19 protein-coding genes are annotated in these 24,141 nt (G+C 45.9%); 9 read left to right on the top strand and 10 right to left on the bottom strand.

What is annotated here, in order from left to right; translation table 11 throughout:
• Positions 1-163 precede the first annotated feature (163 nt).
• Genes LRY47_RS00340 through LRY47_RS00310 form a run of 7 tightly spaced genes read left to right on the top strand, consistent with a single transcriptional unit; the run spans position 164 to position 8,744 of the window.
• Positions 164-1,471, top strand: a complete 1,308-nt coding sequence (locus tag LRY47_RS00340; protein WP_295221309.1) for a hypothetical protein — start codon at positions 164-166, stop codon at positions 1,469-1,471.
• A 16-nt stretch (positions 1,472-1,487) separates the two neighbouring features.
• A complete protein-coding gene (locus LRY47_RS00335; protein ID WP_295221307.1) occupies positions 1,488-2,639 on the top strand; it encodes a hypothetical protein in 1,152 nt (383 codons plus the stop codon).
• Positions 2,639-3,766, top strand: a complete 1,128-nt coding sequence (locus LRY47_RS00330) for a HEAT repeat domain-containing protein (RefSeq protein WP_295221304.1) — start codon at positions 2,639-2,641, stop codon at positions 3,764-3,766. Before LRY47_RS00335 ends, LRY47_RS00330 begins: the two co-directional genes overlap by 1 nt.
• A gap of 40 nt (positions 3,767-3,806) precedes the next feature.
• A complete protein-coding gene (ilvA, locus tag LRY47_RS00325) occupies positions 3,807-5,003 on the top strand; it encodes a threonine ammonia-lyase (RefSeq protein WP_295221301.1) in 1,197 nt (398 codons plus the stop codon).
• Positions 5,000-5,968: a nucleoside recognition domain-containing protein gene (locus LRY47_RS00320; RefSeq protein WP_295221298.1), complete on the top strand. Its 969-nt coding sequence runs from the start codon at positions 5,000-5,002 to the stop codon at positions 5,966-5,968. Before ilvA ends, LRY47_RS00320 begins: the two co-directional genes overlap by 4 nt.
• Positions 5,969-6,015: 47 nt before the next feature.
• Positions 6,016-6,804 carry a hypothetical protein gene (locus LRY47_RS00315; protein WP_295221296.1) on the top strand — a complete coding sequence of 263 codons (789 nt, stop codon included), beginning with the start codon at positions 6,016-6,018 and terminating at the stop codon, positions 6,802-6,804.
• 38 nt (positions 6,805-6,842) lie between these two features.
• Positions 6,843-8,744, top strand: a complete 1,902-nt coding sequence (locus LRY47_RS00310; RefSeq protein WP_295221293.1) for a ChaN family lipoprotein — start codon at positions 6,843-6,845, stop codon at positions 8,742-8,744.
• Positions 8,745-8,754: 10 nt separating this feature from the next.
• On the opposite strand, the gene LRY47_RS00305 is transcribed toward LRY47_RS00310, so the two are convergent.
• The 5 genes from LRY47_RS00305 to LRY47_RS00285 all read right to left on the bottom strand — a co-directional run bounded on the left by LRY47_RS00305 (position 8,755) and on the right by LRY47_RS00285 (position 16,380).
• Complete coding sequence (locus LRY47_RS00305; protein WP_295221291.1) at positions 8,755-10,500, bottom strand: YgiQ family radical SAM protein; 1,746 nt, start codon at positions 10,498-10,500, stop codon at positions 8,755-8,757.
• A complete protein-coding gene (locus tag LRY47_RS00300; RefSeq protein WP_295221288.1) occupies positions 10,490-12,397 on the bottom strand; it encodes an AMP-binding protein in 1,908 nt (635 codons plus the stop codon). Before LRY47_RS00300 ends, LRY47_RS00305 begins: the two co-directional genes overlap by 11 nt.
• Before the next feature lie 611 nt (positions 12,398-13,008).
• Complete coding sequence (locus LRY47_RS00295) at positions 13,009-15,057, bottom strand: chemotaxis protein CheW (protein WP_295221286.1); 2,049 nt, start codon at positions 15,055-15,057, stop codon at positions 13,009-13,011.
• 10 nt (positions 15,058-15,067) lie between these two features.
• Complete coding sequence (locus LRY47_RS00290) at positions 15,068-15,952, bottom strand: P-loop NTPase (protein WP_295221283.1); 885 nt, start codon at positions 15,950-15,952, stop codon at positions 15,068-15,070.
• Positions 15,952-16,380, bottom strand: a complete 429-nt coding sequence (locus LRY47_RS00285) for a DUF2062 domain-containing protein (protein WP_295221280.1) — start codon at positions 16,378-16,380, stop codon at positions 15,952-15,954. Before LRY47_RS00285 ends, LRY47_RS00290 begins: the two co-directional genes overlap by 1 nt.
• Before the next feature lie 337 nt (positions 16,381-16,717).
• On the opposite strand from LRY47_RS00285, the gene LRY47_RS00280 reads away from it, so the two are divergent.
• Positions 16,718-17,533, top strand: coding sequence for a helix-turn-helix transcriptional regulator (locus LRY47_RS00280; protein WP_295221278.1), 816 nt, complete (start codon positions 16,718-16,720; stop codon positions 17,531-17,533).
• Positions 17,534-18,058: 525 nt separating this feature from the next.
• On the opposite strand, the gene LRY47_RS00275 is transcribed toward LRY47_RS00280, so the two are convergent.
• Together LRY47_RS00275 and LRY47_RS00270 are read right to left on the bottom strand one after the other, a co-directional pair.
• Positions 18,059-19,393: an ammonium transporter gene (locus LRY47_RS00275; RefSeq protein ID WP_295221276.1), complete on the bottom strand. Its 1,335-nt coding sequence runs from the start codon at positions 19,391-19,393 to the stop codon at positions 18,059-18,061.
• A 16-nt stretch (positions 19,394-19,409) separates the two neighbouring features.
• Positions 19,410-19,748 (bottom strand): P-II family nitrogen regulator, encoded by a 339-nt coding sequence (locus tag LRY47_RS00270; protein ID WP_295221275.1) that lies wholly within the window; start codon positions 19,746-19,748, stop codon positions 19,410-19,412.
• 243 nt (positions 19,749-19,991) lie between these two features.
• On the opposite strand from LRY47_RS00270, the gene LRY47_RS00265 reads away from it, so the two are divergent.
• A complete protein-coding gene (locus LRY47_RS00265) occupies positions 19,992-22,208 on the top strand; it encodes an ATP-binding protein (RefSeq protein WP_295221272.1) in 2,217 nt (738 codons plus the stop codon).
• Here the strand turns inward: LRY47_RS00265 and LRY47_RS00260 are convergent.
• The 3 genes from LRY47_RS00260 to LRY47_RS00250 are packed head-to-tail and all read right to left on the bottom strand — an operon-like array spanning position 22,205 to position 24,131.
• The gene (locus LRY47_RS00260; protein WP_295221270.1) at positions 22,205-22,426 is read right to left on the bottom strand and encodes a hypothetical protein; all 222 of its coding nucleotides are present in this window, start codon (positions 22,424-22,426) and stop codon (positions 22,205-22,207) included. The genes LRY47_RS00265 and LRY47_RS00260 overlap by 4 nt on opposite strands.
• Positions 22,423-22,698, bottom strand: coding sequence for a hypothetical protein (locus tag LRY47_RS00255; protein ID WP_295221267.1), 276 nt, complete (start codon positions 22,696-22,698; stop codon positions 22,423-22,425). The genes LRY47_RS00260 and LRY47_RS00255 overlap by 4 nt, the downstream gene beginning before the upstream one ends.
• Positions 22,695-24,131 carry a LamG domain-containing protein gene (locus LRY47_RS00250; RefSeq protein WP_295221264.1) on the bottom strand — a complete coding sequence of 479 codons (1,437 nt, stop codon included), beginning with the start codon at positions 24,129-24,131 and terminating at the stop codon, positions 22,695-22,697. The genes LRY47_RS00255 and LRY47_RS00250 overlap by 4 nt, the downstream gene beginning before the upstream one ends.
• Positions 24,132-24,141: the final 10 nt, after the last annotated feature.

The following is a 24,141-nucleotide window of genomic DNA, read 5'->3' as shown; positions in this document are numbered from 1 at the left end:
CAAATTAATTCTGAATTTGGGTTGATATGGAGTTATTCATAATTTATCCTTAAATATACATATTTTGCGAAAGTGATTATTTTTAACGCGAAGGAGGCTTCCCATAGACGGTATCAGCAGAAGAAAATTTATAAAACTTTTCGGTGGAGCTGCAGGCGGCGCTGTGGTCTCTTCAGCACTCACAGGATGCGACCTCCCATTTGACACAGGTTCGGGTTCTCCGAACGCATATCGTTTTTATCGTATTAAAAACGGCGGTGATACCGTCGGAACTGAAAACAGGTCTATTGATCTTGCTTATTTCAGAGGCTCCGTCCATATAAGCGACAACAGCACAATCACATTTGACACCGTCAGCAGCGGGAAAAGGTGCGGAATAGTTCAGCTTGGGCTGGATATGGATTCCACCGTTCCGAAGATAGAATGGGAAAACATAGCCGCAATGACAGACGAAACACTGCCGGACGGGCGCTATGTCGGGAATTTTAAAGCTATGGATGTAAACAGTGACGGCAATATCGCCGTTGACGTTATGGCTAAGACGCCTTCCGGCGGTAGCATCACCCATCAGATGTCCGGTCTGTATCTTCAAACCGACATTAATGAAGGTTTTCAGCCTGTTTTAACATACGGACAGAAGCTTGACGGCGATTCCGTTTTCACTACCGGACAGCTTGGGGACATAGACCTCCACGACGACAACGAAATAATGTTCGCCGGTCACTTTAAATCCGTGGATGATTCCTCGGAACACGGACAGGGCGTGATGTATCTGCCAGGAGCATCTGTGGAAGATTCACAGATGCTTGTTTCCACAGGAGATTTTGTGCCACTCTCAAACCATGCGTTTGAATCTTTCGGCTTACTTGACATGCACGATAACGGTCATTATGCCATTGGCGGGCAGGCTGCCTCGCTTTCATCCCCCAAAGACGGGTCATCGGATGATGCCAGTCAGCCTTTGCTTATTTCTGGTAACGTTGCCACATCCGAAAACTCTGTCCTCGGCGCCACTGAATCCATGAGTGTCGGCGTTGTGAAAGCACCCTGTTTTTTCGGTCCGCGTGTGACATCCGCAGGGAAGATATACAGCATTGGCTGGGACGAGGCGAACGACAATATGCACCTTTATCTGGACGAAAATAAGGTAATCTCCTCCGGTGATGTGTCGCCTCTGGGAAACACCGCACTCTATTTCAGCACAGGTTCGGTTGCAGGTGACAATGCGCTTTTTTATACGATAACCTCTTCGCAGGTAAACGGAAAGATCGTGCAGGAACTCGTGTATTTCGACGGGTCAGCGCATACCGTTCTGCTCACTTCCGGAGAAAGGCTGAGCGACGGAAGCGAGCCGGTTGAGAATATCGTATTCGGCGGTACAACAAAGCATGTGGACAGTCAGAACAGACTGGTATTTTACTGCACGTTTACAGACGGCTCAAAATCTCTCGTGCTTGGCATACCGGCATAGATAAAGGGGAAATAACATGAGACAGATAAGCAAAACACTGCTGGCGACAAGTGATCCGGCAGATATCATAGAATCCCACAGAGCCATTCCTTATGACGACACGGACGACGCGCCGGACAACTTTACCCATTCGTTCTCGTTGCACATCCAGTATAAGCAATACCCTTTGTATGGTGCATGGAAAGTTGAAGCAGACATGCCGCTGGATATCTTTGTCGGGCTTGGCAAAACAGGGTGGGGCGCAAGAATGATGGCTGACATCCAAGTGGACGAGACAGACCCTGACAGCGCGACGCTGACTATCACAGATGATAAATTCGTAGCGGGAAAGGTAATTGGTTTTGATCTTATGCCGAGTATTGATATCAAAATATCGCATATACGTTATCATCTTTTCCAGTCCCATACATGGGATAAGGTGTGGGAGCTTAATAAAGGACCCTACAGATTTTCGGTAGTATCCATTCTGGGGCTTATCATCGGCAAGCTCATAACCCTTGGCGATATGATACCGCTGGGTGATCTTCTGGTGGCTCTTTTTCCCCAGAACATTGAGACAGGCGGGTATTATGATAAAAATGAGGGCATTGCGGCAAACGGTGGAAAACTGAAACTAACTCCGGAAGTTGTGGGTGACGTTGACCTTGTCAACTTTCTTACCACTGTTGGCGAAGATATAATAAGAGCGGTTTTTCTTCCTGAACCTCCTGCTGAACTCGTTGTAATGGCTATCTTTGCATTGGGAGATATAGTGCTTACAATTCAGGATTTTATAGTTCCTCAGGTGGCATTGGGTCCCAGCTTCGGTCTTTCTTCCCCTGTGGAGATAAGCATCACGGATTTTTCTGTGGGCGACAGCAAATTCAACGTAACAGACACAGGCTCTTCAACCTTCACAGGCACAGGAACAGGCAACGCCGTACTTCCTGCCGATCTGACAGGTCAGAACGTATCTGTTTCGTTTCATGCAGATTCTCACTATTATCTGCTTGCAGGAGCCTTCGTTCAGATATCTTGGCTGAAAATTCTTTCTGCTGAGGCAAGAAAGGTCTGGCAGGTTCTTGATGAAGCCGAATCCACAAGAGATTCGACTTTCTATAATCTGGTTGGCGCTGCAGACCTCACAAATTCTTCTGTGGATAAGGGTAACCTTGAAGGTGTGGTCTGATGGCGGCTGATATCGCCGCTGGACTGAACAGCCCTGAATCCTCTGTCAGAATAGGCGCGGTAAGATATATACGCCGGAATATGCAGGCGGCGGAAGAAGCGTGCCGCAATACAGGTTTTGACATTGTTGATAAGCTCTTGCAGATGTGCGATGAATTTTCAGATTCATCCGAAAAATGGGAATACGTTTTCACCACTCTGGGGTTTAACGATGAGCGCACGGCGGAGCTTGCAAAGAAAGTGTTCACATCAGAGAGAGACAGCAAATTCATCGTTATGGCGGCAAGACGTCTGTCGTTCTTTACGGACATAGAGAAATTCACCTTTATCAAACCAATACTTTTTGCAGATAACAACAGAAACCGTACGCGGTTATGTGCCAATCTGCTGGCAGGCAACAGCGCCATCGACGCCGTAACCGCATTGCGCATAAGCGCCATTGCCGACAGAAAATGCGATATCCCTCCATTTACCGCGGATACAGCTGATGACTGGCTGTCTGAAATGCAGGGGGCATATCCCGAAAGCATCCGCTCCCGCTTTCTGAAACTTAAAGAACGCCCTTATGACCTGTTTTTGTCCCGATGGGAGAAATTATCTGTTTCGCTTAAAAAGTGGGCGTTAAATACGTTTCTGAAAGACTCCCCTTCCGGTTATGAAATACTCATTCAAAGCATCCTTAGCGGAAACGAGGCAGCAGGTATTCTGACAGGCGCTCTTGGCTGTCTCAAAAATCTAAGGGATACAAGCATTTTTCAGGAGGCTGTTGAAAAGCTTCTCTCACATGATGATGAACGGGTGAGGGCGGCGGCAGTGGTATATTCAGGCAACACCGCGCATCTTCTTGAGCTGCTGGAAACGGAAAAAGCGCAGGGTGTACGAGCAAATATCATTGTCAGACTTTCGGTTTCAAAAGAATATATTCCTGTCATTGCAAAACATTTTTCAGATTCGGGATGGAAGGTGCGCGCAGCGGCGGCAAACGCCATGGTCAGGCTTACTCCTGATTCTGTTGATACCGTAAAGGAACTTTTCATAAATGGGGATACTGATGCCAGAACAGCGGCAGCAAAGTGCCTTGCCGATTTGGGCATGTACGAATGGGCGGAGAGTTGTTTTTCACAATAGTTGTGGTTGCAATTGTAACAATAACGGCTAATATATCCGTATGTTAAACGAAGTTACGCAATCCCGTGAAAGGATAAAAGACTATATCAAATATCTGCCTCTGTATTACTCCAACAATTTTTCAGAGATAACAGGCGCTGATATCTATTTCAAACTGGAAAATCTGCAGCGCACAGGTTCGTTCAAGATACGCGGTGCGCTCAACTGCATCCTGAAAAATCAGGAGATGTGCAAGGACGGCATCATAGCCGCTTCAGCGGGCAACCACGCACAGGGTGTGGCGTTCAGCGCGAAGACACTGGGCATTAAAGCAGTGATAGTAATGCCGGAATTCACACCTATGGTAAAGGTGGCGAACACTCAGAGCCACGGAGCGGAAGTTATACTTTACGGGCAGTCCTTTGAGGACGCCTACAGGTATGCTGTGCAGGTGGGCAAAGAACGCGGATTGCATTTCATCCACCCGTTCGACGATCGCGACGTGATAGCCGGACAGGGTACGATAGCATATGAGATTCTGGCGGAGAAACCGGATATCGACCAGATAGTTGTGCCTGTTGGCGGCGGAGGTCTGATTTCCGGCATAGCGGAATATGTCAAAGAATTCAATCCGAAGATAAAGGTGATCGGCGTACAGGCGGAAGAGGCGGCGGGAATGGTGAGCAGTCTGTCAGAGGACAGGGTGGTGAGCCTTTCAACTTCGGCAACTTTTGCCGAGGGCATAGCTGTCAAACAGGTGGGCGAGCTTACTTTCGCATCCTGCAAAAACTGTGTGGATCAGCTTGTTACTGTCTCTGAAAGCGAGATAGCACTTGCTGTGCTTGAATATATAGAACGCGCCAAACTCGTTGTGGAGGGAGCGGGAGCCGCTCCGCTTGCCGCTGTACTGGCGGGCAAGGTGGACGTTAAGGACAAGACCACTGTACTTGTTGTTTCCGGCGGAAACATCGACGTCACCACTATCAGCCGGATAATCAGCCGCGGTATGACCGCAACAGGCAGATTTATGACGGTTTCTATCATTCTTCGTGATGTGCCGGGCGCGCTCACGTCGCTTTCTCAGGAGATAAGCAATCTGCAGGCGAATATTCATCAGATAGCACACATACGCAACGACCAGCGCGTGCCTCTGAACCAGAGCCGCGTGAACGTCTCTCTTGAAACCAGAGGGCAGGATCACATAGACAGGATAATGGCGCGTTTAAGCTCCCTTTATGAGATTGAGCGCCTCGTATGATATACAGCATAAGGCACATATTCGTATCCACTTTTAAAGAGTCTTTCTTCATACTTGTCACTCTGTTCAGGATACTTGTGCCTATGATGATCCTTATAAAGGTACTGGATATGCTGGGGCTTGTGACCATCCTCGGCAAAATCCTTGCACCCCTTATGGTGCTGACGGGTCTGCCGGGCGAGATGGGGCTTGCATGGGCTTCCGCGCTGCTTACCAACATATACGGCGGTATCATCGTGTTCGCTTCGCTGGCGGGTAAGCTGGAGCTTACGGCTGCGCAGGCGACAGTGCTTGCGTCAATGATGCTCATGGCGCACGCAATTCCTGTGGAAGTGCAGATAGCGAAAAAAGCCGGAACGCGTTTCGCGGCTATGGCGGCTTTCCGCATAGGTTCGGCGCTCATCTTCGGCATCATCCTTAATCTGATATACAGTTACGGCGGATGGCTTGACCAGCCTGCAAAAATATTGCTGAAACCGTCACCCGTTGACGCATCCATCATCGGCTGGGCGCTCGGCGAGGTGCAGAATCTCGCATATATCGCCTGTATCGTGACCCTTCTGGTGTTCATCATGAAGGTGCTGAAAGTGATCGGCGTGATAAATCTGATAAACTCAGCCTGTGAACCACTTATGAAGCTCATGGGAATAGGCAAAGAGGCGGCATATCTTACGATGGTAGGCTTTACGCTGGGGCTTACATACGGCGGCGGACTTATCATAAACGAAGCACGTTCGGGAACAATCAGCCACAGGGACGTATTTTTCAGCCTAGCCTTCATGGGCATCTGTCATTCCATGATAGAAGATACCCTTCTTATGGTCTCCATAGGCGGGCATCTTTCGGGGATTCTTTTGCTAAGAACTGTTTTTTCAATTCTTTTCATCGCACTTGCTGTGCGCATAAGCGCTAAACTTTCCGACGTGCACTTTTACCGCTTCCTTTTTCTGAACCAAAAAGGTTAAGATAAGTCATATTTTCAACAAATTCCCAATATAATTGCGAGGCGCAGATGAAAAGACTGTTATCCATGTTTCTTTTAATCACATCAGTATTTTCTGTAAACGCCGCAACGCTGGTGAAAGCGAAAGCGGACATGACGGCAAAGGTCATTTCCGGTACTGTGGACGGAAAACCCTTCCAGAGTGCCATGACGGATCTGAACGGCACCTTTATTCTTGACGGTGACTGGTTCGGAGAACCGAAGGACACAAGCTATGTTCTTGAACTGACCCTTCCCGAAAGCTACACAGCGATCGCCGAGAGCGACAGAGCCGAAAAAACAAAATACGGCTATAAATTCACTCTGAAACATGCCAAATACGGCATGATGCTCGGAATATCAGACAAATGGCAGGTGCGCACGGAGAAATTCAACGGCGTTGAACTTGCCGTCTACTTCTCAAAAGAGAATATGCAGTATGCAGACACCTATTTCGACAGGATAAAGGAACTTATGAACATGTATTCAGATATGTTCGGAAAGTACCCCTATGGCAGATTTGCAGTGGCGGACGTTCCGTATCCCATCGGTCATGCACACGTTTCTCTTACATTCATTTCCGACAGAATTGTTGCCATGCCTTTCATGACAAAGACTTCATTGGGTCATGAGCTTTTGCACCAGTGGCTTGGTGTTTCTGTTGAAACCGACCGCAACGGAAACTGGGCGGAAGGGCTGACAACTTACCTTGCAGACAGACTTTACGAAAAGCAGGAAGGAAAGGATGTGCAGTACCGCAAGGCGGCGATAATCGACATTATGCAGAACGCCAGACAGAAAGAGGATGGCAGCTGCTGATAGGATTCAGCTATAACAGCGGGAAAGCCGCGCAGGCGGTGGGCTATTCAAAAGGGATGATGTTCTTCTCGATGCTGGAGGATGTCATAGGTTCCGATGCTTTCGGAAAAGGGCTTAAACTTATCTACAGCAGATATAAATATGAACAGGCAGGCTGGGATGAACTCCAGAAGTGTTTTGAAGATGCATCCGGCAGGAAACTTGATAAATTTTTCGGCGGCTGGCTTGCCGAGAATTATATAGCTGAGTTTGACGTTGACAAGGCTGGCTACAAAGCTGTTATGGATGGTTACGAAACATCGTTCACAATAAAAAACCACTATGAAAACCTTAACTATCCTCTGGAAATTGTTGTCAGAACAGATAAAGGAGATACGGTTAGCACGCAGTATATCGACACCAAAGACAAAGAAATCGTTATAAAAACCAAAGAGAGACCCAGCGAACTTGTCATTGACCCGCAGTATAAAACAGCGAGGATGCTTGACCGGACAGAGGTTTACCCTGCATTTTACGGACTTTGGGGAAAATATCCTAAAGCTGTGTTTGTAAGTGCAAAAAATAAAACAAAATACGAAAGCGTTTTGAAGATGATAAATAATGCTGAGGTTTACAGTGACGATGTAAATCCTTATCAGTATAATGATAAAATACTCATCTTTCTTGACAGGGACAACGCCGCATATAAAAAATATTACGGCGTGAACGCTCCAGTTATCAGGTCGGATTTTGAGATGATATCATCTCTCCATCCGCTCTACACTGACAGAATGACGTATATCATACACACGTCAGACGCTGAAACAGCGGAAAAGAATATCGCAAGGGCAAGCCATTACGGCAAATACAGCTCTTTGTCCCTTGAAAACGGCAGGCTCATGCCGAAACTGGCAGAAAGCTGGCAGGGCAACAGATTTATCCTTTACGATGACAGACAGGGAGAGCGTGTGCAGTCCGCAATCAACATCAAAACCATTATAGATGAAAATCCATATGCGAAAGTATTTTATGTGGGCGAGTCACACACGAGCTACGCTCACCACGAGAACCAGCTTGAATTCATCCGCAGGCTGAACGAAGCAGGAAAAAAGGTTGCAGTCGGGCTTGAGATGGTTCAGAAACCATTTCAGCAGGCGCTTGACGACTACGTTGCGGGTAAAATAAGCGAAAAAGAGATGCTTATCCGCACGGAATATTATGACCGCTGGAAATTCGATTTTCGCATGTATATGCCCATCTTCCGCTACGCGAAAGAGAACGGAATCCCCCTTGTGGCGCTGAACACTCCGCAGGAGATAACGAAAAAAGTGTCGGCTGGCGGTATCAAATCCCTTGATGCGGAAGACCTTAAACAGATTCCGGACAGCATCGAATATACGGACGGAGCATACAGGGAGAACCTGACAACCATTTTTTCCATGCACCCCATGGGCAAGGATTTTGAGAATTTCTACGAAGCGCAGCTTCTGTGGGATGAGACTATGGCGGATTCTGCCGACAAATATATGAAAGCGAATCCCGACAGGCTGATGGTTATCATCGCCGGAAACGGACATATACGATACAGGTCGTCCATACCGGAAAGATTGTTCCGCAGAAACCTCCTTAACTACGTTGCAGTGTGTCAGGACGAGGAGAACAGACCAGGTATAGCGGACTATGTTCTGTATCCGGCAGAGAGCGAATACGACGCGTCGCCCATGCTTGGCGTGGGGCTAGACGATAAGGACGGAAAACTCAAGGTTGTCGAGGTTTCTGATAAATCAGCCGCTCAGGTTGGCGGTGTGCTGAAAGACGACATTCTGACAGGTTTCAACGGTGTGCAGCTGAAAGATCTTGCAACGCTGAAGCTGGAGCTCCTTTATGCGGAGAAGGGCAGAGAATACGATATGAAGGTTCTGCGCGGGGACAAAACGGAGAACCTTAAGATAAAATTCTGACAGGAGGGGGCTAACGCCCCTTTCTTTTTTTGACCTGCTGTATCGCTCTTTTCGGTTTAAACTGCTTGTCAGCAGTTGCCAAAGCGTCTTTCTGAGCCTGACGTTTCTGCGGACTCTTTTCAACAAAAATATCTTTTCCTGTGAACGGGTCTTTGCCTGTGTAATACATTAAAGCTGAATAGGTTGAAGGCAGAGGAGTGAAAATCTGCACCTGTTCGGGGTTTATGCGAAGTTCTTTTGATGTGAACCGTTTGAGGTCTTCCATATCTTTAATTGTACACCCGGGGTGGGCAGCGATCATGTAATATGTGAGGTACTGTTTCTTACCTTTATTGCGTTTCTGGAACTCCGCTACGAAGTTTTTCAGCACTTCTGCGGATGGTTTACCCATATGTCCAAGCACGCTGTCCTGAGTATGTTCGGGGGCTATTTTCATCTGTCCGCTGATATGAAAATTCACAAGGTTGTCAAGATATTGACCGCCAAACTGTTTGTCTTCCATGATGATATCGTAACGGATTCCTGATGCCACAAATACGCGCCTTACGCCGCTCATTGTGCGCACAGCACTCAGCAGGCTGTTCAGCTTTCTGTGGTCTGCAGGCATCTGCGGGCATTTCTGCGGGAACAGACACCTTTTATCCGTACATCTTCCGTGGTCCTTCTTCTTGCGGCATTCCATGCCGAACATGTTCGCGGTGGGACCGCCTACGTCGTTTATTATCCCGTTGAAGTTTTCGGCATCTCTGAACCGTTTTACCTCTTTAATAACAGAAGCTTCTGTGCGCTCTGCTATTGTTGTTCCCTGATGCACTGCGATGGCGCAGAAGTTACATTCACCGTAGCAGCCTCTGTGGGTGGTGACGGAGTTTCTTATGGTGTCAAGCGCCCTTACAGCACCCTGTTTGGCGTAGAAAGGATGTACTTTGTAAGTGTATGGCAGTTCGTAATAGCTGTTCATCTCTGTGCGCAAAGGCGTTTCTGATGGTGGATTCTGGACAAGATATCTGCTGTCTACCCTTTGAACCAGCCCTTTTGCAGTGATAGGGTCGTTGTTCTTGTAGAACGTGTTGAACATCTGCATGAACTTCTCTTTATCTCCAACGCACTCTTCGTGGGCAGGAAGATAAAGGTAACCCTTAGGTACCTCTTTGGAGATGTAGCAGAGTCCTCTGATTCCTGTGACATCGGTGCCGTTTTTAAATGCATCGGCAAGTGCCATAATGGATTTTTCGCCCATTCCATATACAAGATAGTCCGCTTTCGAGTCGAAAAGCACGGATTTGCGCAGGCTGTCCGACCAGAAGTCGTAATGGGTCACTCTGCGCAGACTCGCCTCTATACCGCCGATAACAATCGGCACAGTGTTTTTGAAATGCCTGCGGATGAGGTTCGTATATGCCAGAACGGCTCTGTCGGGGCGTCTGTTGTTTTCGCCTCCGGGAGTGAAGTCGTCTGTGTTGCGTTTTTTCTTTGAAGCCGTATAGTTTGCCACCATGGAATCGACGCATCCGGCGGACACTCCCCAGAAGAGTTTCGGTTCGCCGAGGCGTGCTATATCGTCTGTGTCCATGTCCGGCTGTGCGATTATCGCCGTGCGGTATCCTGCTTCGGTCAGCAGTCTGCCGATGATGGCGGTGCCGTTGTACGGACTGTCCAGATATGTATCACCGGAGACAAGTATAACGTCCGGTCTGTCCCAGCCGAGTTTAGAGATTTCTTCCTGTGTTACAGGCAGGAAAGTATTATTGACCATCATTGTTATTCTGTTTGAAAAGACCTGATATCAGTTCTTTGTAGCGCTTTTCAATGAAATGTCTGCGTTTTTTCAGGGTATTTGTCAGTTCTTCGCCCTGTTTGAACTCCTGCTCCAGAAAGGACAGGTTGTGCAGTTTCTCATGGTTTTTGAAACCTTTTTTGTTTGAAAGCAATTTGTTTATCTCTCTTTTAACGTGGTCCACAACGGGTTTGGAGTTCATATCGAAGTCCGAACGGATGTGTTCCAGCTTGGATGTCATATAGTCTTTAAGTTTTTCCATGTCGGGAATTATCAGCGCCGCAAGGCTTTTCTGATCCTGCCCCACAAGCACCGCGTCCTTGATGAACGGGAGCATTGTAATTGCTGATTCTATGCGTGAGGGGTCTATGTTCTCACCGTTTGCCAGAACGATTATATCTTTAATGCGTCCTGTTATTTTCAGTTCACCGGAGAAGGTCAGTTTTCCGAGGTCTCCTGTGCGGAAAAATCCGTCTGATGTAAAAGATTTTGCGTTCTCTTCCGGCGAATTGTAATACCCTGCGAAGACCTGCGGTCCTTTAATGACTATTTCGCCCTCATGACCTCTGGGTAATTCTTTGCCGTTTTCATCGATTATCTTGAGTATGGTTCCCTTTACCGGCTTACCGAGGGTTCCGAATATCTGGCAGTCAAGCCCTCTGCCTGCTATGGCGGGTGCGCATTCCGTCATGCCGTATGCGTTTACGATGCGCAGACCGATAGCGTCCAGCCAGTCTTCAAGGTATCCGGGAAGGCTCCCTCCGCCGCTGACTGCAAGCCTGAGCCGTCCGCCGAATTTTGCCTGAACCGCCTTGAACTTGTTCATGGCAAATATTTTAAGCGGGAGCAGCAGAATAACCTTTGCAATGGCGGTCAGTGTCTCTTTTATTCTCTGCTTAATGGGTGTTTTTTCAAATTCGGGAAGAACTCCGAGGAGATAGCGGGAGTTGCGGTTAAAGGATGCCGATGCTCTTGCAAGGAACTGGAACATGAAAAGTTTGAATTTCGACTGCTTTTCAAGTGCCGACTGAACCTTTGAATAGAGCGATTCCCACACACGCGGCACTGATGCCACTATGGTTGGTTTGTACTGTTCCAGATCCTGTGCAAAGGTTTTTACACCGGAATAGACTGTGCAGCAGCCGTTTGTAACGGCTATAAGCTCCGCTGCGCGCTCGAAAATGTGCCATGTGGGCAGAATGGACAGAAAGCTGTCTTTCTCTGTAAGAGCTACTATTTCGGGCATTATAAGCAGGTTATGTATTACGTTCATATTTGAAAGCGGTACGCCTTTCGGGTAGCCCGTTGTTCCTGAGGTATATATAAGGGTGAAGATGTCTGATTCGTTTGTGGGGTCAAGTTCGCAAAAAGCCCTCATTTCGTCTTCTGTGAAAGTACGGTCAGCAAGAATTTCGTTATAGGTGTGTACCTGACCCTGGGGGTGCCCTACGATGTCACCCTCGATGAGGAATATTTTTTTGAAATATTCGTCCAGAAGCTCTTTCTTAGCGGATTCGTATACTGCTTCCGTTTCAAAAATGGCAAATCTTGCCTCGGAATGACCTGTGATGTACTTCATTTCATGGGGAGGAGTGTCGCTTCCTCTTGGTATGCTGACAGCGCCCAGTGATGCCAGAGCCATGTCTGTCACTATCCATGCATACCTGTTGTCGGATATAAAAAGGACTTTGTCGCCTTTGGATATACCTTTATCGCTGAGACTGCGCGACAGAATGAACACGTCCTCAAGAAGTTTTTTGAAAGTGACAGAAAACTCCTGACCGCCCACCCGGTATATAAAAGCTGTGTTGCCTTTGTACTTTCCGCAGGCTTCAATGAACATGCGGAAGACAGATCTTGTATGTATATTTGTCATCAAATTGTTCCGTTTTAAAAACAATATTTTAGTTCAATCCATATGACTATGCAATATTTTATTAATGGAAGTGTATTAAAAAGATACATAAAAATTTTTAATGTAAATATACCTGCACAAAAAATACTCAAAACGGTTAACTGATTTGTTTTTAATTGTTTTTTTAGATCGTTCATTTTTCTTTGAACAATTTCTCAACAATTTTGTGGAGAAAAAAATGCTTGACAGGTGTAACCCTTGCTTGTCAAGTGTTTGAGTTAAAGCATTTATAAATAAGGGGTTATGTTTAAGTGTGATTAAGGTTGGTTAAGACTGTTGAAAACACACGGATTATTTTCCACAAGTTATCAACAATGGAAGTGAGTAAAATTGCTATTAAAAAATCAGATACCTGTATTCGGAAATTGTTATAAATTTAATAGAGAAAAGTCATCAGACAACAAATATTCTTTGCATATTTCTAAGGTCTTGAATAGAGAATATCCCGTTTTTAAACAAACGTTATGTAGAAATGTCTGCTGCTGTTTCTGCAAGAATATCCTATGGCTGTCTCGCAGTGTCCGGTTCGACAGGATTTCGTCTGTTCGCTCGCGGAGATAGTTTGAAAAATTTTAGCTCAGTCCGAATTCAGCAAGCAGTTTGTCGATGTCATCCTGAGAAGCATCTTCTACGGTTGTGGGATCGACTTCCTGTTTGAGCTTGATGAATCCGAGTATGGCACCCAGTCTGCCGCCTATTTCCCTGACAGCATTGATCACCTTATTGAGTTTCTGCTCGGTGATATCCTGAAATTCGAGCGCATGGAGTATGTTCATTCCCATTGTGTCTGCCATTTCGGCGCTGTTTTCAAGTGATTCCAGTTTTTTGAGTATCGCTTTCTGGTCTTTTTTGTACATCAGATCCTCAAGATCCTCGATCTCGTTGAGAAATTCCTGATAATGACCAGTGAGTCCGTCAGCGGCTTCCATAAGTCCCATCGTCGCTTCTTCTGTGGATTCAGTTACGGTTTCGAGTGATTTCACAAGGTTGGGAAGCTGCTCTTTGGACGTGATAAGAGTAGGTTCGATCTCATCTACCCGTCCTTTTGTATCAAGGATAAGGCGGAGGAGTTCGGAAACTTCCTGTTTGATGGAAATTCCGAGGTCAACTTTTTCGCCGTCAATTATCTTTTTAGAGAGTGTTTTCAGTTTTTCAAACGATTCCTGTTCGTTGAACGGGGTTGATGATGATGCTTTCAGTTCCTGAATGCTCTCTGTCTGTATGGGTTCTGCAGGAGCGGTTTTCAGCTCTTCAAGAAGTGAATCGACTGAATCCAAAAGCTGGTCGCTTTCGGTATATTCGTCAGGCAGACCTTTGCCTATTATCTCATCACCCATTTCCTGTTCAACAGGCTCAGGAAGCGTGAATTCTTCCTCTTCCGGTTCGTTTTGAACCGGTTCCTCAAGGGCAGATGTATCTAAACCGAACTCTGCTGCGAGGTCGTCGGGGATGGTAAGATCTTCTGTTTTTTCAGGAAGATTTTCGGATTCCCGGATGGCTTCTGATATGACAGGTTCTTCTTCTTCGGGGAGTGTTTCAGGTGATTGCTGTGCGGCAAGCTCTTCCGCTGCCATTTCGGCAGCCATGAGTTTTTCTATGTCGTCTTCGGAAAATTCAACAGATGCAGCAGGTTCTGCCGCTGCGCCTGCTATCGGAGCAGACGGTTCACTTACTTTTTTTTTTTTATTAAGCTCTTCGGTTTCAGCCTCGCGCTTGGAAAGTTCCTGCTGTATAAGGAAATCAAGCTCGTCCTGCTCAACGTGTCCTGATGTGGACTGCATTGAGTTTTCTGACTGGTTCAGGGCGTCGTTAAGTATGTCATCCATCGCCTCCTGATCTAGTTCAGGCTTTTTTTTTCCTTCAGTGTCCTCTTTCTTTTTCTGGTTCAGCTCGTCAGTTTCCGCTTCGCGCTTTGCCAGTTCCATTGCGATAAGGTCGTCAAGTGACGCACTGTTTTCTTTTTCAGGTTTTTCTGCCGTTTCTATAGCCGCAGGCTCAATGTCTTTTTCGTCGAACTCTTTTTCGACAGCTTCCGCTATCTTTGTGAAGTTCTGTTCCTGTGATGGCAGAGCCGCCTGAGCTGATTGACCTGGCTGTGTAAGCAGAGATTTTTTAAGATTGCTTTCGATTGTGGGTTTTCCGTCGGCAATGACGCTGTCGATATCCAGAAGGATGATAAGACGATCCGCATATTTGCATATGCCGAGTATATATTCCTGCCCCACTGCGCCAACCAGAGGCGGTGTGGGTTCAACCATTTTTTTGTTAATGCGGATTACTTCTGTGACTTCATCCACAACGAAACCGATATTCTCCGTTTCAAATTTAACGACAATGATACGGGTTTCTTTGTCAAAGTCCATTTTATCCAGTGAGAAACGTACACGCAGGTCGATGACCGGTATAACCTTTCCTCTGAGGTTCATAACGCCTAAAACGAAAGTGTCTGTTCTTGGTACGGATGTTATATCAACAGTGCGTATTATTTCCTGTATTTTAAGGACGTCAATGGCATATTCTTCATCCCCCAGTTTAAGACCGACAAGCTGTATGACCTCAAGGTCATCAGAATGGTTAATATCCCCGTATTCAAGGTCTCTGACAGGCTGAAGATTACTCATAAAAATCTCCCTAAAGCTTTGTTATGATGTGGCTTCTGATATCGTCGATACATTTTGCCATATCACTTCGCATGTTGTTTATATAATAGGGTCGCATCAGTTTAATACTTTCGCTGACGCTAATATCATAAGGCATAAAACCTAATTTTTCAATATCTATGCCGAGATATTTTTTAGTAACCGACTCAAAACCGTAAAAAACATTGAGTTCCTTGCGTGTTCTCACCATATTCAGCACGGTTCCTATCTTGTAATCATCGACCATTTTTCTTATTTCTCCAGTTCCGGTGCTGTCCACCTGAATGAGAGCTTTTGTTATGGAGTCGATATTAGGATAGTTCATGCTTTTGCTGCGCAGTTTGTTGCATATCTCGCTGAATTTTGTATCCTTGCGCAGGTGCAGTTCAATCTTTCTGTAAAGCGCCACTTTAAGGAAACCGTAAGAGTTCTCAAGGCTGGTGGGCTCTGAGTTCATTATCATTATCTTTTTGTCGGCGAAGTTGAAAAAATCTATCATATTGAAGCTTGTTCCGGCTCCAAGGTCAAGTATTATATATTTATAATCAAGTTTCTTAAGTCTGTTCAGTACTTTAAGCTTTTCAAAGTTTGTGATGTGCGCCATTCCGAGAACATCGCTGGAACCTCCGACAAAATCAACTCCTGCGGGAGTTTTCGCAATTACGGAGTTTATGTCTATCTTGTCTTTCAGAAATTCGTAAAGACCTTTTCCCGGAACCTTGAGTCCGATAAAATCGTGCAGGTTTGCGCCGCCCAGGTCTGCATCGACCAAAAGGATCTCGTTCCCTGCTGTTTTCAGGGACATGGACAGGTTTGATGAGAAAAAGCTTTTACCAACGCCGCCTTTTCCGCTGGCAACTGCGATAATTTCAGCCATTATGCGACTCTGCCTTTATATTTTTTAACTAAATGATAGGATAGAATATACGTTATTACCGCAAGAATCAACCCCAGCAGATGAGTTCCCACAAAAAAAGGAATAAAAAACGTCTTAGCAGTGTGTATCATGGCGGTATATTCAAAATTACTGAAATCCGGCATGGTTGTGATATGTCTTCCTGTGATCAGTGCGCCGAATTTATAGCACAGGGTATATACGGGAACAAGCGTGAAAGGGTTGGTGATGTAGGCGCCAAGTATGAGCGGATAAAGCGGAAGCCCGAAAAGAAAAGATGCGCCCATTGCAAGACCCGTGTGCAGCCCCACATAAGGCGAAAAGCCTATGAATACTCCTATGGCGCAGGACATTGCTATCCTTCGCGGAGAATAATCAAGCAGCAGTATCTTTTTTATCTTGTGTCTCATGCGCTCAAGCATTTGCTTTCATATCACCAATTTCAGAAAATGTCTTCATATAAAATATACTGAAAAGTATTGGCAGAATTGTGTAGATTACGGATTGGAATGTGTCTATACAAAAAAACTATTGTCACTTTCAGTATAACGAATATTATTACGTTTAGAAACACTGGCTTTATAATAATTATTTCGGGACTTTCTTTCAGGTAAGTTTCTGATTAATTTTACAAATTCTGATCAGTTCTGATATTTTTGCATATATGAGTATGCGTTTCGTGTACATTTCAGGCTTATGTGCAATTAGTTGATTTACTGGTTATAATTAATGAGGTATGATTCATTTATGTTGGGAGATAAGATTCGTAAATTAATCAAAAGGAAGGGAATTAAGCAGATAGACGTTTGCCGTGCTGTCGGGCTTTCACCTTCCAGGCTTTCAAACTACCTGAGCGGCAGCAGAGAACCCGATCTTGAAACACTTTCCAGAGTAGCCAGATTTCTGGAAGTGAAATTAGATTATTTCGCCTATGGCGATAACATCAAAAACACCAAAGAGATCGGGGAAAACATTAAAAAGATGAGGGAAAAGAGAGGTTTTTCCAAAAGCGATCTGGCTGTTGTTGCGAAGCTCGACGTTCAGTTTATTTCGAGACTTGAACTTGGGTACGGTGAGTTTGAAAGAGATTTAATCGAAAACCTTGCAGGCTGTCTGACATGCAAAGTTTCGGATCTGATCGGGGAAGAGGAGGGATATTCGATGGATTTCGGAGCATCCTCCGCCGCGGAAGCAGAATCTGTTCTGTATGAACCGGAAGCACCTGTTATCAGATTTAACCTTAGCGATGTCGAAGACGGCAGATGCGAGAAGGAAAAAGGCGCGGTGTGGGTTTCCGTTAATGACGGAAGATTCGCTCCAAAGGTCAACGAGTCAGACATTCTGTACGTTGAAAAATTAACCATTGGCGATCTGGGTGATAGAGAACCTGTTCTCTATTTTGACGGCTCATCGCTCAAATATATGCGGGCGTTCGTTTCAGCCGATAAGGTGCTTTTTGCTCCTGAAGTCGGAGCGGGAGAACCTGTTGTTCACCAGAAAGGTTCCGAACTCCACGCAGATTGCAGAGTGTATAAGATACACTGGCATGCAGTAAAGTATTAAAGTAAGAAAGCCCTGTCGATTTAAGCAGGGCTTTTTTTTTTGTCTGTGGCTATATGCGTCGTGATTCAGCGTTGTTGGAACAAAAAATATTGCTCATGTACTTCTGTGTACACTGCGCATATTTTTTGTCCTTCGCCTTGAATCACTCGCATCTAGCCACAGCCCCGCTTCGTTGTCCTTGCAAAAATCTGCCTCACATACTTAGATGTATGCTCGTTGATTTTTCCTCGTCCGCCTTGAGCTGCTTGGTTCTGATAACCGCTCAAGTCTGGCTCGCATCTACCCACAGTCTGATTATAGCTCACCGCCGACTGTGTTCAAACATCTGAAAATTCTGTCTTTGCGAGCACTAGCCGAAGGCTGAATGAGTCCACTTTAAACTATTTGTCGAATAAAGCGAAGCAATCCGGTCTTTTCTCCTCTTTGTCATCAGTCTGAATGCCGAACTTGTTTCGGCATCATCTCGTTTTTGCACAAAAAAAGGGCGCCCGTGAGAGCGCCCTTTTAGGAGTGATATAAAATCTCTTACTTAATGTAAGATTTAGAGTATTCAGGATAAGCATCGATTCCGTGTTCGTGGAAGTCGAGACCTTCAAGTTCTTCCTGTTCGGAAACTCTGACCTTAATAAAGATGTTTATGAGTTTGAACAGAACGAAGGATGTTCCGAAGCCCCAAACAAATGCGGCGGCGATACCGATAAGCTGAGGAACGATAACAGGCTCAAGAGCGTGTGTTTCAAAGTTATAGTTGAAGAGACCGGCAGCAAGTGTACCCCATGCACCGTTCATACCGTGAACAGAGATAGCGCCCACCGGGTCGTCAATTTTGATCTTGTCAAAGAACTGCACGGACAGAACAACCAGAATACCGGCGATACCGCCGATGATGAGAGAGAATCCGGGGGTTACGTTCGCACAGCCGGCTGTGATACCGACGAGACCTGCAAGCGCACCGTTGAGTGCCATGCCTGCGTCATATTTTTTGTAGATGAAACGAGTGTAGAAAAGAGCAGTAATAACGCCTGCTGCGGGAGCAAGTGTTGTATTAACTGCGATAAGAGCCAGTGAAGTATCGGCAGCAGTTTCAGAACCAACGTTGAAACCGTACCAGCCGAACCACAGAACAAACACACCGATAGTTGCGAGGGGAATGTTGTGTCCGGGAATAGCTCTTACTTTGCCGTCTTTTGTAAATTTACCGATACGGGGTCCGATAACTATAACACCCGCAAGAGCAGCCCAGCCGCCTATGGAGTGAACAACAGTTGAACCTGCGAAGTCGATGAATCCAAGTCCTTCAAGCCAGCCCTGTCCGTGGAAAAGTGAACCCCATGCCCAGCTTCCGAAAACAGGATAGATTATTGCTGACATAATGAATGTGAATACAAGATAAGCAGTAAAGTTAGCTCTTTCAGCAATAGCACCGGAAACGATTGTTGCTGCTGTTGCACAGAAAACTGTCTGGAACATCCAGAAAACAAGTGTCCAGTTGTCAACCATGTCCCAGTTGCTGATGAAGAAACCTTCGGTTCCGAAGAAACCGTTTGATGTTCCGAACATAAGAGCGAAGCCCACTGCCCAGAAAGCTATTGAACCGAAAGCGAAGTCCATCAGGTTTTTCATGATGATGTTAACTGCGTTTTTAGCTCTGGTGAAACCTGTTTCAACCATTGCGAAACCAAGCTGCATAAAGAAGACCATGAAAGCTGCAATGAGTGTCCAGAGCCAGTCGGTATTTGCCTGAGTTGCCTTGACAGCCGCGTCAAGAGATTCGAGTGTAACAGGCTCTGCCGCTTCATCCGCAAAAGCGAATACGGCAAGACCCATTATTGAAAGAGTGAGAAGAATTTTTTTTAACATTTCAACCTCCCTGAAATCAGATGGAATCGTTGCCGGTTTCACCGGTACGGATTCTGAGAGCTTCTGCTACGTCGATAACGAATATTTTACCGTCGCCGATCTTGCCTGTTTTTGCAGCATCTGAAATAGCTGCAACGCATTTTGGTGCGAGTTCGTCACTGACAACCGTTTCAAGCATTACCTTAGGAACGAAATCTATCTGATATTCTGCTCCTCTGTAAAGTTCGTGGTGTCCTTTCTGGCGGCCAAAACCTTTAACCTCGAAAACTGTCATCCCGGTTATGCCAAGACCATTGAGAGCTTCTTTTACCTCGTCAAGCATATGTGGCTTGACTATGGCTTTGATTAATTTCATGTTTTCCTCCGTTAGAAAAGCATTTGCTTCTTTTTATCAAAACTCGTGCCAATTTCTGAAAATGCACATTTTCATTGTATAGAGTGATAAAAGCGTTATATTGTGAAAAATACCAGACATGCTGTTTAAAAAACATGCATCGGTGGTTAATTTTTCAGCAATTTTTCATATAAAGTGGTATAGTCTAATATTGATATTATTTTGAGGGTTGAATTGAGCTCGGATTTCAAATTGTTCGATTTGTTGGCACATCCTATAGCCGTAATCGGTTCCGATTCGGAAATAGCATATTCCAACAAAGAGTTTAAAAGGCTTTATGCCGCTGGTAATTTTAGTAGTTTTGGTCGTGAAGACGATACAAGATCGTTATTCTTCTGCACGGACAAGGGCGAAATAAAGTGTTATCTTGCGTCCGTTTCCCGCGACGGTGAGAATCATATCTGGTCATTTTCTGACGTAACATCTCTGGTCAACCGCAAAATAATGGTTGAAACTGCCGCCATTGACGAATCAAAGATCACCGATGATAACCTGAGAAAGGTCATTGAGAAGAATAAAAGGCTCACTGATGTTCTTGAGGCGATGGAATCGGGGGTTATGGTGGAGGGCGAATCAGGAAGTCTTGTTCATCTCAACAACAGCTTTCTTAAAATGGTATCACCGTACTTTTCCGAACCTTATTCTGATCCTGAAAATGCCGCTTTCTATCACAGACTGCTTGCGGAGATGGATCTTTCCGGTATGTATCGCGAAAAGACCGACTTTATCCTTAAAGAAAAACAGGACAGAAGCTATTCTGACGAGTTTACATCAAAGGACGGGCGCACCTTTGCCCGTATCCATGTGCCTCTGTATATGGACGGCAAACCCAAAGGACATCTTTGGCGGTTCCGTGACATTTCTGTAAAAAAGCAGATGGAAGCTTTCAAAAACGAACTGGAAGCCATGATAACTGCGCTTGAATCGAGTGTTATGGTGGGGCTTTATCTTGACTATGAAGGGTTTCGCTTTGCCAATGAAGGTCTTCTGCATATTCTGGGGGTCGGCAGGGACGACGTGCTTAAACATGGAATATCCTATTATCTGGGCGACAGAGTATATGACACAGGCGATCCCGGCGAGCACATAATAGCATACTATTCTCCGAAAGGGCGCAGGATAAGCGTTCATGTTATTTCCGATACAATGAAGATAGCGGGAAAAACAGCGGAGATAATCAGCGTTATAGATATAACCGATAAAGTTCAGCTCCAGAGCAGTCTGAAAAAGAACGAGGCGAAGTTCCGCAGTTTCTTTGCAGACAACACGGCGGTGATGCTGGTTTTTGAGCCTGACACTATGGCTCTTGTTGATGCGAACAGGGCTGCGGCTGAATATTACGGATGTCCTATCGAACAGCTCAGACTTAAAAAGATGTGCGACCTGACAGTGCATACAAGTCATGGCGACTGCCTGACACTTGTGGGCAGTATTCTGGAAAACAGACGCGGAGCTAAGATACCTGTGCAGCAGTATACTGCGGGCGGAGCTGTGCGCGATGTGGAACTTCTTATAACTCCGGTGGAAATAGACAGCACTGTCTATATGTTCATCATTGTTGAGGACGTTTCACAGCGGTTAAAATATCAGCGTGAACTGGAAGATATCAATAAAAACCTTAAATATATAGTTGAGGATGAAATAGCCAAGAGGCGCAGAAACGAAGAGCTTCTCATGGAGAAGATGCGTCTGGCGGAGATAGGCGAGATGATAGGCAGTATAGCCCACCAGTGGCGGCAGCCTCTGAATACGCTCGCCATTCTCATTCAGGATATCCAGGACGCAAGGGAGTTTGGAGAGCTCACAGGAGATTATATCCGCGACGTGGTGGCAAACTCCATGCAGCAGATAGATTACATGTCAAAAACGGTAGACGATTTCCGCGATTTCTTCAAACCGTCTAAGACCAAAGAGGTATTTGACGTTAAGCGTTCTGTGGAACAGGTGCTTTCAATCGTTCGCGCCCAGCTTATAAACAACAGCATAACCTGCACTGTCACCTGCAGTTGCGAAAATTCAGGTCAGCCCATAATGGATTCGGAAAAACTTACATACTGTGCCGGTCATGATATGAAAGTTAAAGGATATCCCAACGAGTTCAAGCAGGTGCTTCTGAATCTTATTTCAAATTCAAGGGATGCTCTTACCGGAAGGTCGGAACGCAGGATAGATATCAGCATCAAGCGCAACGGTGATAAGATCAGACTTGATGTTGAAGACACAGGCGGCGGAATTTCCGCCGAAATACTCGACAGGATATTCGATCCGTATTTCACCACAAAGGGCAGTACGGGAGGAACGGGTATCGGTCTTTATATGTCCAAAGGGATAATAGAATCAAATATGAACGGCAGCCTCGCCGTTGAGAATACGGACAAAGGCTGCCGGTTCAGTATATTCATGGACAGATTGATTGATTAGAATATCTCGTCCACTCTGTCGTGAACTCTCGCTATGTCTGCGTGCAGAAGCTCGTGGCGATGTTTGCATTCGTTCTTTGCAACGTAGTCCCGAGCCAGTATGACGTTTGTCTTTTCCTGACCCCTTCTCAGCTCGTTTATCGTGCGCCATATGGGCAGAAGAACCATAGCCGAAAGCCCGCCAAGGTTCTGTATTATGTCCGATATGTCCATTATCATGCGAACACCCCGAACTTTTGAGGCTTTTTAACTTCTACAGTTTCGCCTGAGCTGTCGGTATATGAATATGTCGGCGGATAGATGCGGTCGTATATGATTTTTTTTGTTTCATCGGCGAAAACCTCTTCATATGTTCCGAGAACCGCTACTCCCTCCGGCTCTGTTTCACACCTGCAAAGGCACATCTTTACGTCACCGTCAGTTTCGTAAGGGGTCACTGTGAGCCCTTCGATTTCCTCTTCCGTCTTATATATAATAATGATATCTGTCATGCCGCATTTACCTCCTCTTCTGTCAGCGCATGGTCATAGATGCGCAGGTTTGATATAGTACCGTTAAGATAGCGCCCTCCGGATGCGGAGCCGATATACATAACTGATGTATTATCGGAAGTCGGTACCACATCTGATCTGCGATCTTTATATGTGCCATCTATGTAAAAATCGGTTCCGGTTCCGGTATACACGGTGCTGTATCTGTGCCTTAAGAGAGTATCAATACCTGACAGTGCGCTATACGAAGTCCCCCCTTTTGCATTGTGAGAGAATACCCCTCCACCGTAGAAACCTAAGGCGAATCGGGTGACTAGAGTATCCCCACCAAGCGCTATCCTGTCTGTCGCCGCTGATGGACTCCATAACATCTTTATATCCATCACATAGGTATGTCCCGTTGATTGCAGGATTTTAACCATATTATCGGTAATAGGGAAAGAACAGACCTCCGCCGCCCGTGTTGCCGGCGCCGTAGTTGTCGGGATATAGCTTGTCATGCCCGGATTTGCTTCAAGCTGTGCGCCGAAGATATACAGCCCCGATGTGCCGTCGCCTGTGTATGTTACAACTGAATTCGACTGAGCCAAAACTAATGACGGCTTGCCTGTGGTTGTAGCTCCTGCGGTTACGCTTACAGAGCATCTGTACCATCCGTCTACTAATTTCTTTATTTTAGCGGTTATCCCCGATCCCGTTGAAACAACTGTTCCTGCTGATAAATCAAAATGCCCGTATCTGCCGCTTGTTATGCTTGAGGGAAAATATAGTCTGAATTGATCACGTTCCGCTTTTTTTGCAAAAACCGACAATGAGTATACCGTACCGGAGGTAAACGATATATTCCCGCTTTCAACAAAGTGCGATGCAGTGCTTGTATCCTCAGTCAGTTTATCAGCCAGATTGGTTCCGTATGGGTCAGTTGTATCAGCCGTGTTTGCACTGATAGAAGACCCAGATTTCGCCCACACCGCATTATCGAACTGATCTGAATATGTGAGCAGATTTGTTGAAGCACCTTCTACTAACAAACCGTCAGCTGTGAAACGCGGTGTGTCGGCTGCGGCTGTTTTAAGCACCCCGTATCTGTCGATGTATGTCGCTGTCGATGCCCTTGTGAACGTGCAGATGCTCTGTCCCTGTGCGGTCAGAAGGTTCTTTTTCAAAGGCAGATGCGTAAGCGGCGCGGAAAGATTTCCCACCATCCCAGCCATTGCAGACCTTGTCATTTTTGCAGAAAGCTGGGTATCGGTCTGAGTTTTTGTGTAAAAATCGTCCTCCAGACCTTCGATGCGTACCTTTAGTGACGGGTCTCCCGTTTCGTCCAGAACCATGTTCAGAACTTCACCCTCAGTTTTGTGGATACCTCTGAGAACGTTGTCCGAACTGTCAAAAACATCGTTCAGAATCTCTTTTACGCTCTTATAGCTCATGTCTCCTCCT

It is taken from the genome of Seleniivibrio sp., from assembly GCF_021209385.1.
Taxonomy (GTDB): domain Bacteria; phylum Chrysiogenota; class Deferribacteres; order Deferribacterales; family Geovibrionaceae; genus Seleniivibrio.
Note: the sequence above shows the minus strand (reverse complement) of the source record. Positions and strands in the feature narration are given on the sequence as shown.

Coding starts and splice junctions, on each gene's coding strand:
- LRY47_RS00285 (WP_295221280.1), bottom strand. CDS start 16,380: ATGAGACACAAGATAAAAAAGATACTGCTGCTTGATTATTCTCCGCGA.
- LRY47_RS00260 (WP_295221270.1), bottom strand. CDS start 22,426: ATGATAATGGACATATCGGACATAATACAGAACCTTGGCGGGCTTTCG.
- LRY47_RS00305 (WP_295221291.1), bottom strand. CDS start 10,500: ATGGTCAATAATACTTTCCTGCCTGTAACACAGGAAGAAATCTCTAAA.
- LRY47_RS00300 (WP_295221288.1), bottom strand. CDS start 12,397: ATGACAAATATACATACAAGATCTGTCTTCCGCATGTTCATTGAAGCC.
- LRY47_RS00275 (WP_295221276.1), bottom strand. CDS start 19,393: ATGTTAAAAAAAATTCTTCTCACTCTTTCAATAATGGGTCTTGCCGTA.
- LRY47_RS00295 (WP_295221286.1), bottom strand. CDS start 15,057: ATGAGTAATCTTCAGCCTGTCAGAGACCTTGAATACGGGGATATTAAC.
- LRY47_RS00270 (WP_295221275.1), bottom strand. CDS start 19,748: ATGAAATTAATCAAAGCCATAGTCAAGCCACATATGCTTGACGAGGTA.
- LRY47_RS00315 (WP_295221296.1), top strand. CDS start 6,016: ATGAAAAGACTGTTATCCATGTTTCTTTTAATCACATCAGTATTTTCT.
- LRY47_RS00290 (WP_295221283.1), bottom strand. CDS start 15,952: ATGGCTGAAATTATCGCAGTTGCCAGCGGAAAAGGCGGCGTTGGTAAA.
- LRY47_RS00250 (WP_295221264.1), bottom strand. CDS start 24,131: ATGAGCTATAAGAGCGTAAAAGAGATTCTGAACGATGTTTTTGACAGT.
- LRY47_RS00255 (WP_295221267.1), bottom strand. CDS start 22,698: ATGACAGATATCATTATTATATATAAGACGGAAGAGGAAATCGAAGGG.
- LRY47_RS00330 (WP_295221304.1), top strand. CDS start 2,639: ATGGCGGCTGATATCGCCGCTGGACTGAACAGCCCTGAATCCTCTGTC.
- LRY47_RS00280 (WP_295221278.1), top strand. CDS start 16,718: ATGTTGGGAGATAAGATTCGTAAATTAATCAAAAGGAAGGGAATTAAG.
- LRY47_RS00320 (WP_295221298.1), top strand. CDS start 5,000: ATGATATACAGCATAAGGCACATATTCGTATCCACTTTTAAAGAGTCT.
- LRY47_RS00335 (WP_295221307.1), top strand. CDS start 1,488: ATGAGACAGATAAGCAAAACACTGCTGGCGACAAGTGATCCGGCAGAT.
- ilvA (WP_295221301.1), top strand. CDS start 3,807: ATGTTAAACGAAGTTACGCAATCCCGTGAAAGGATAAAAGACTATATC.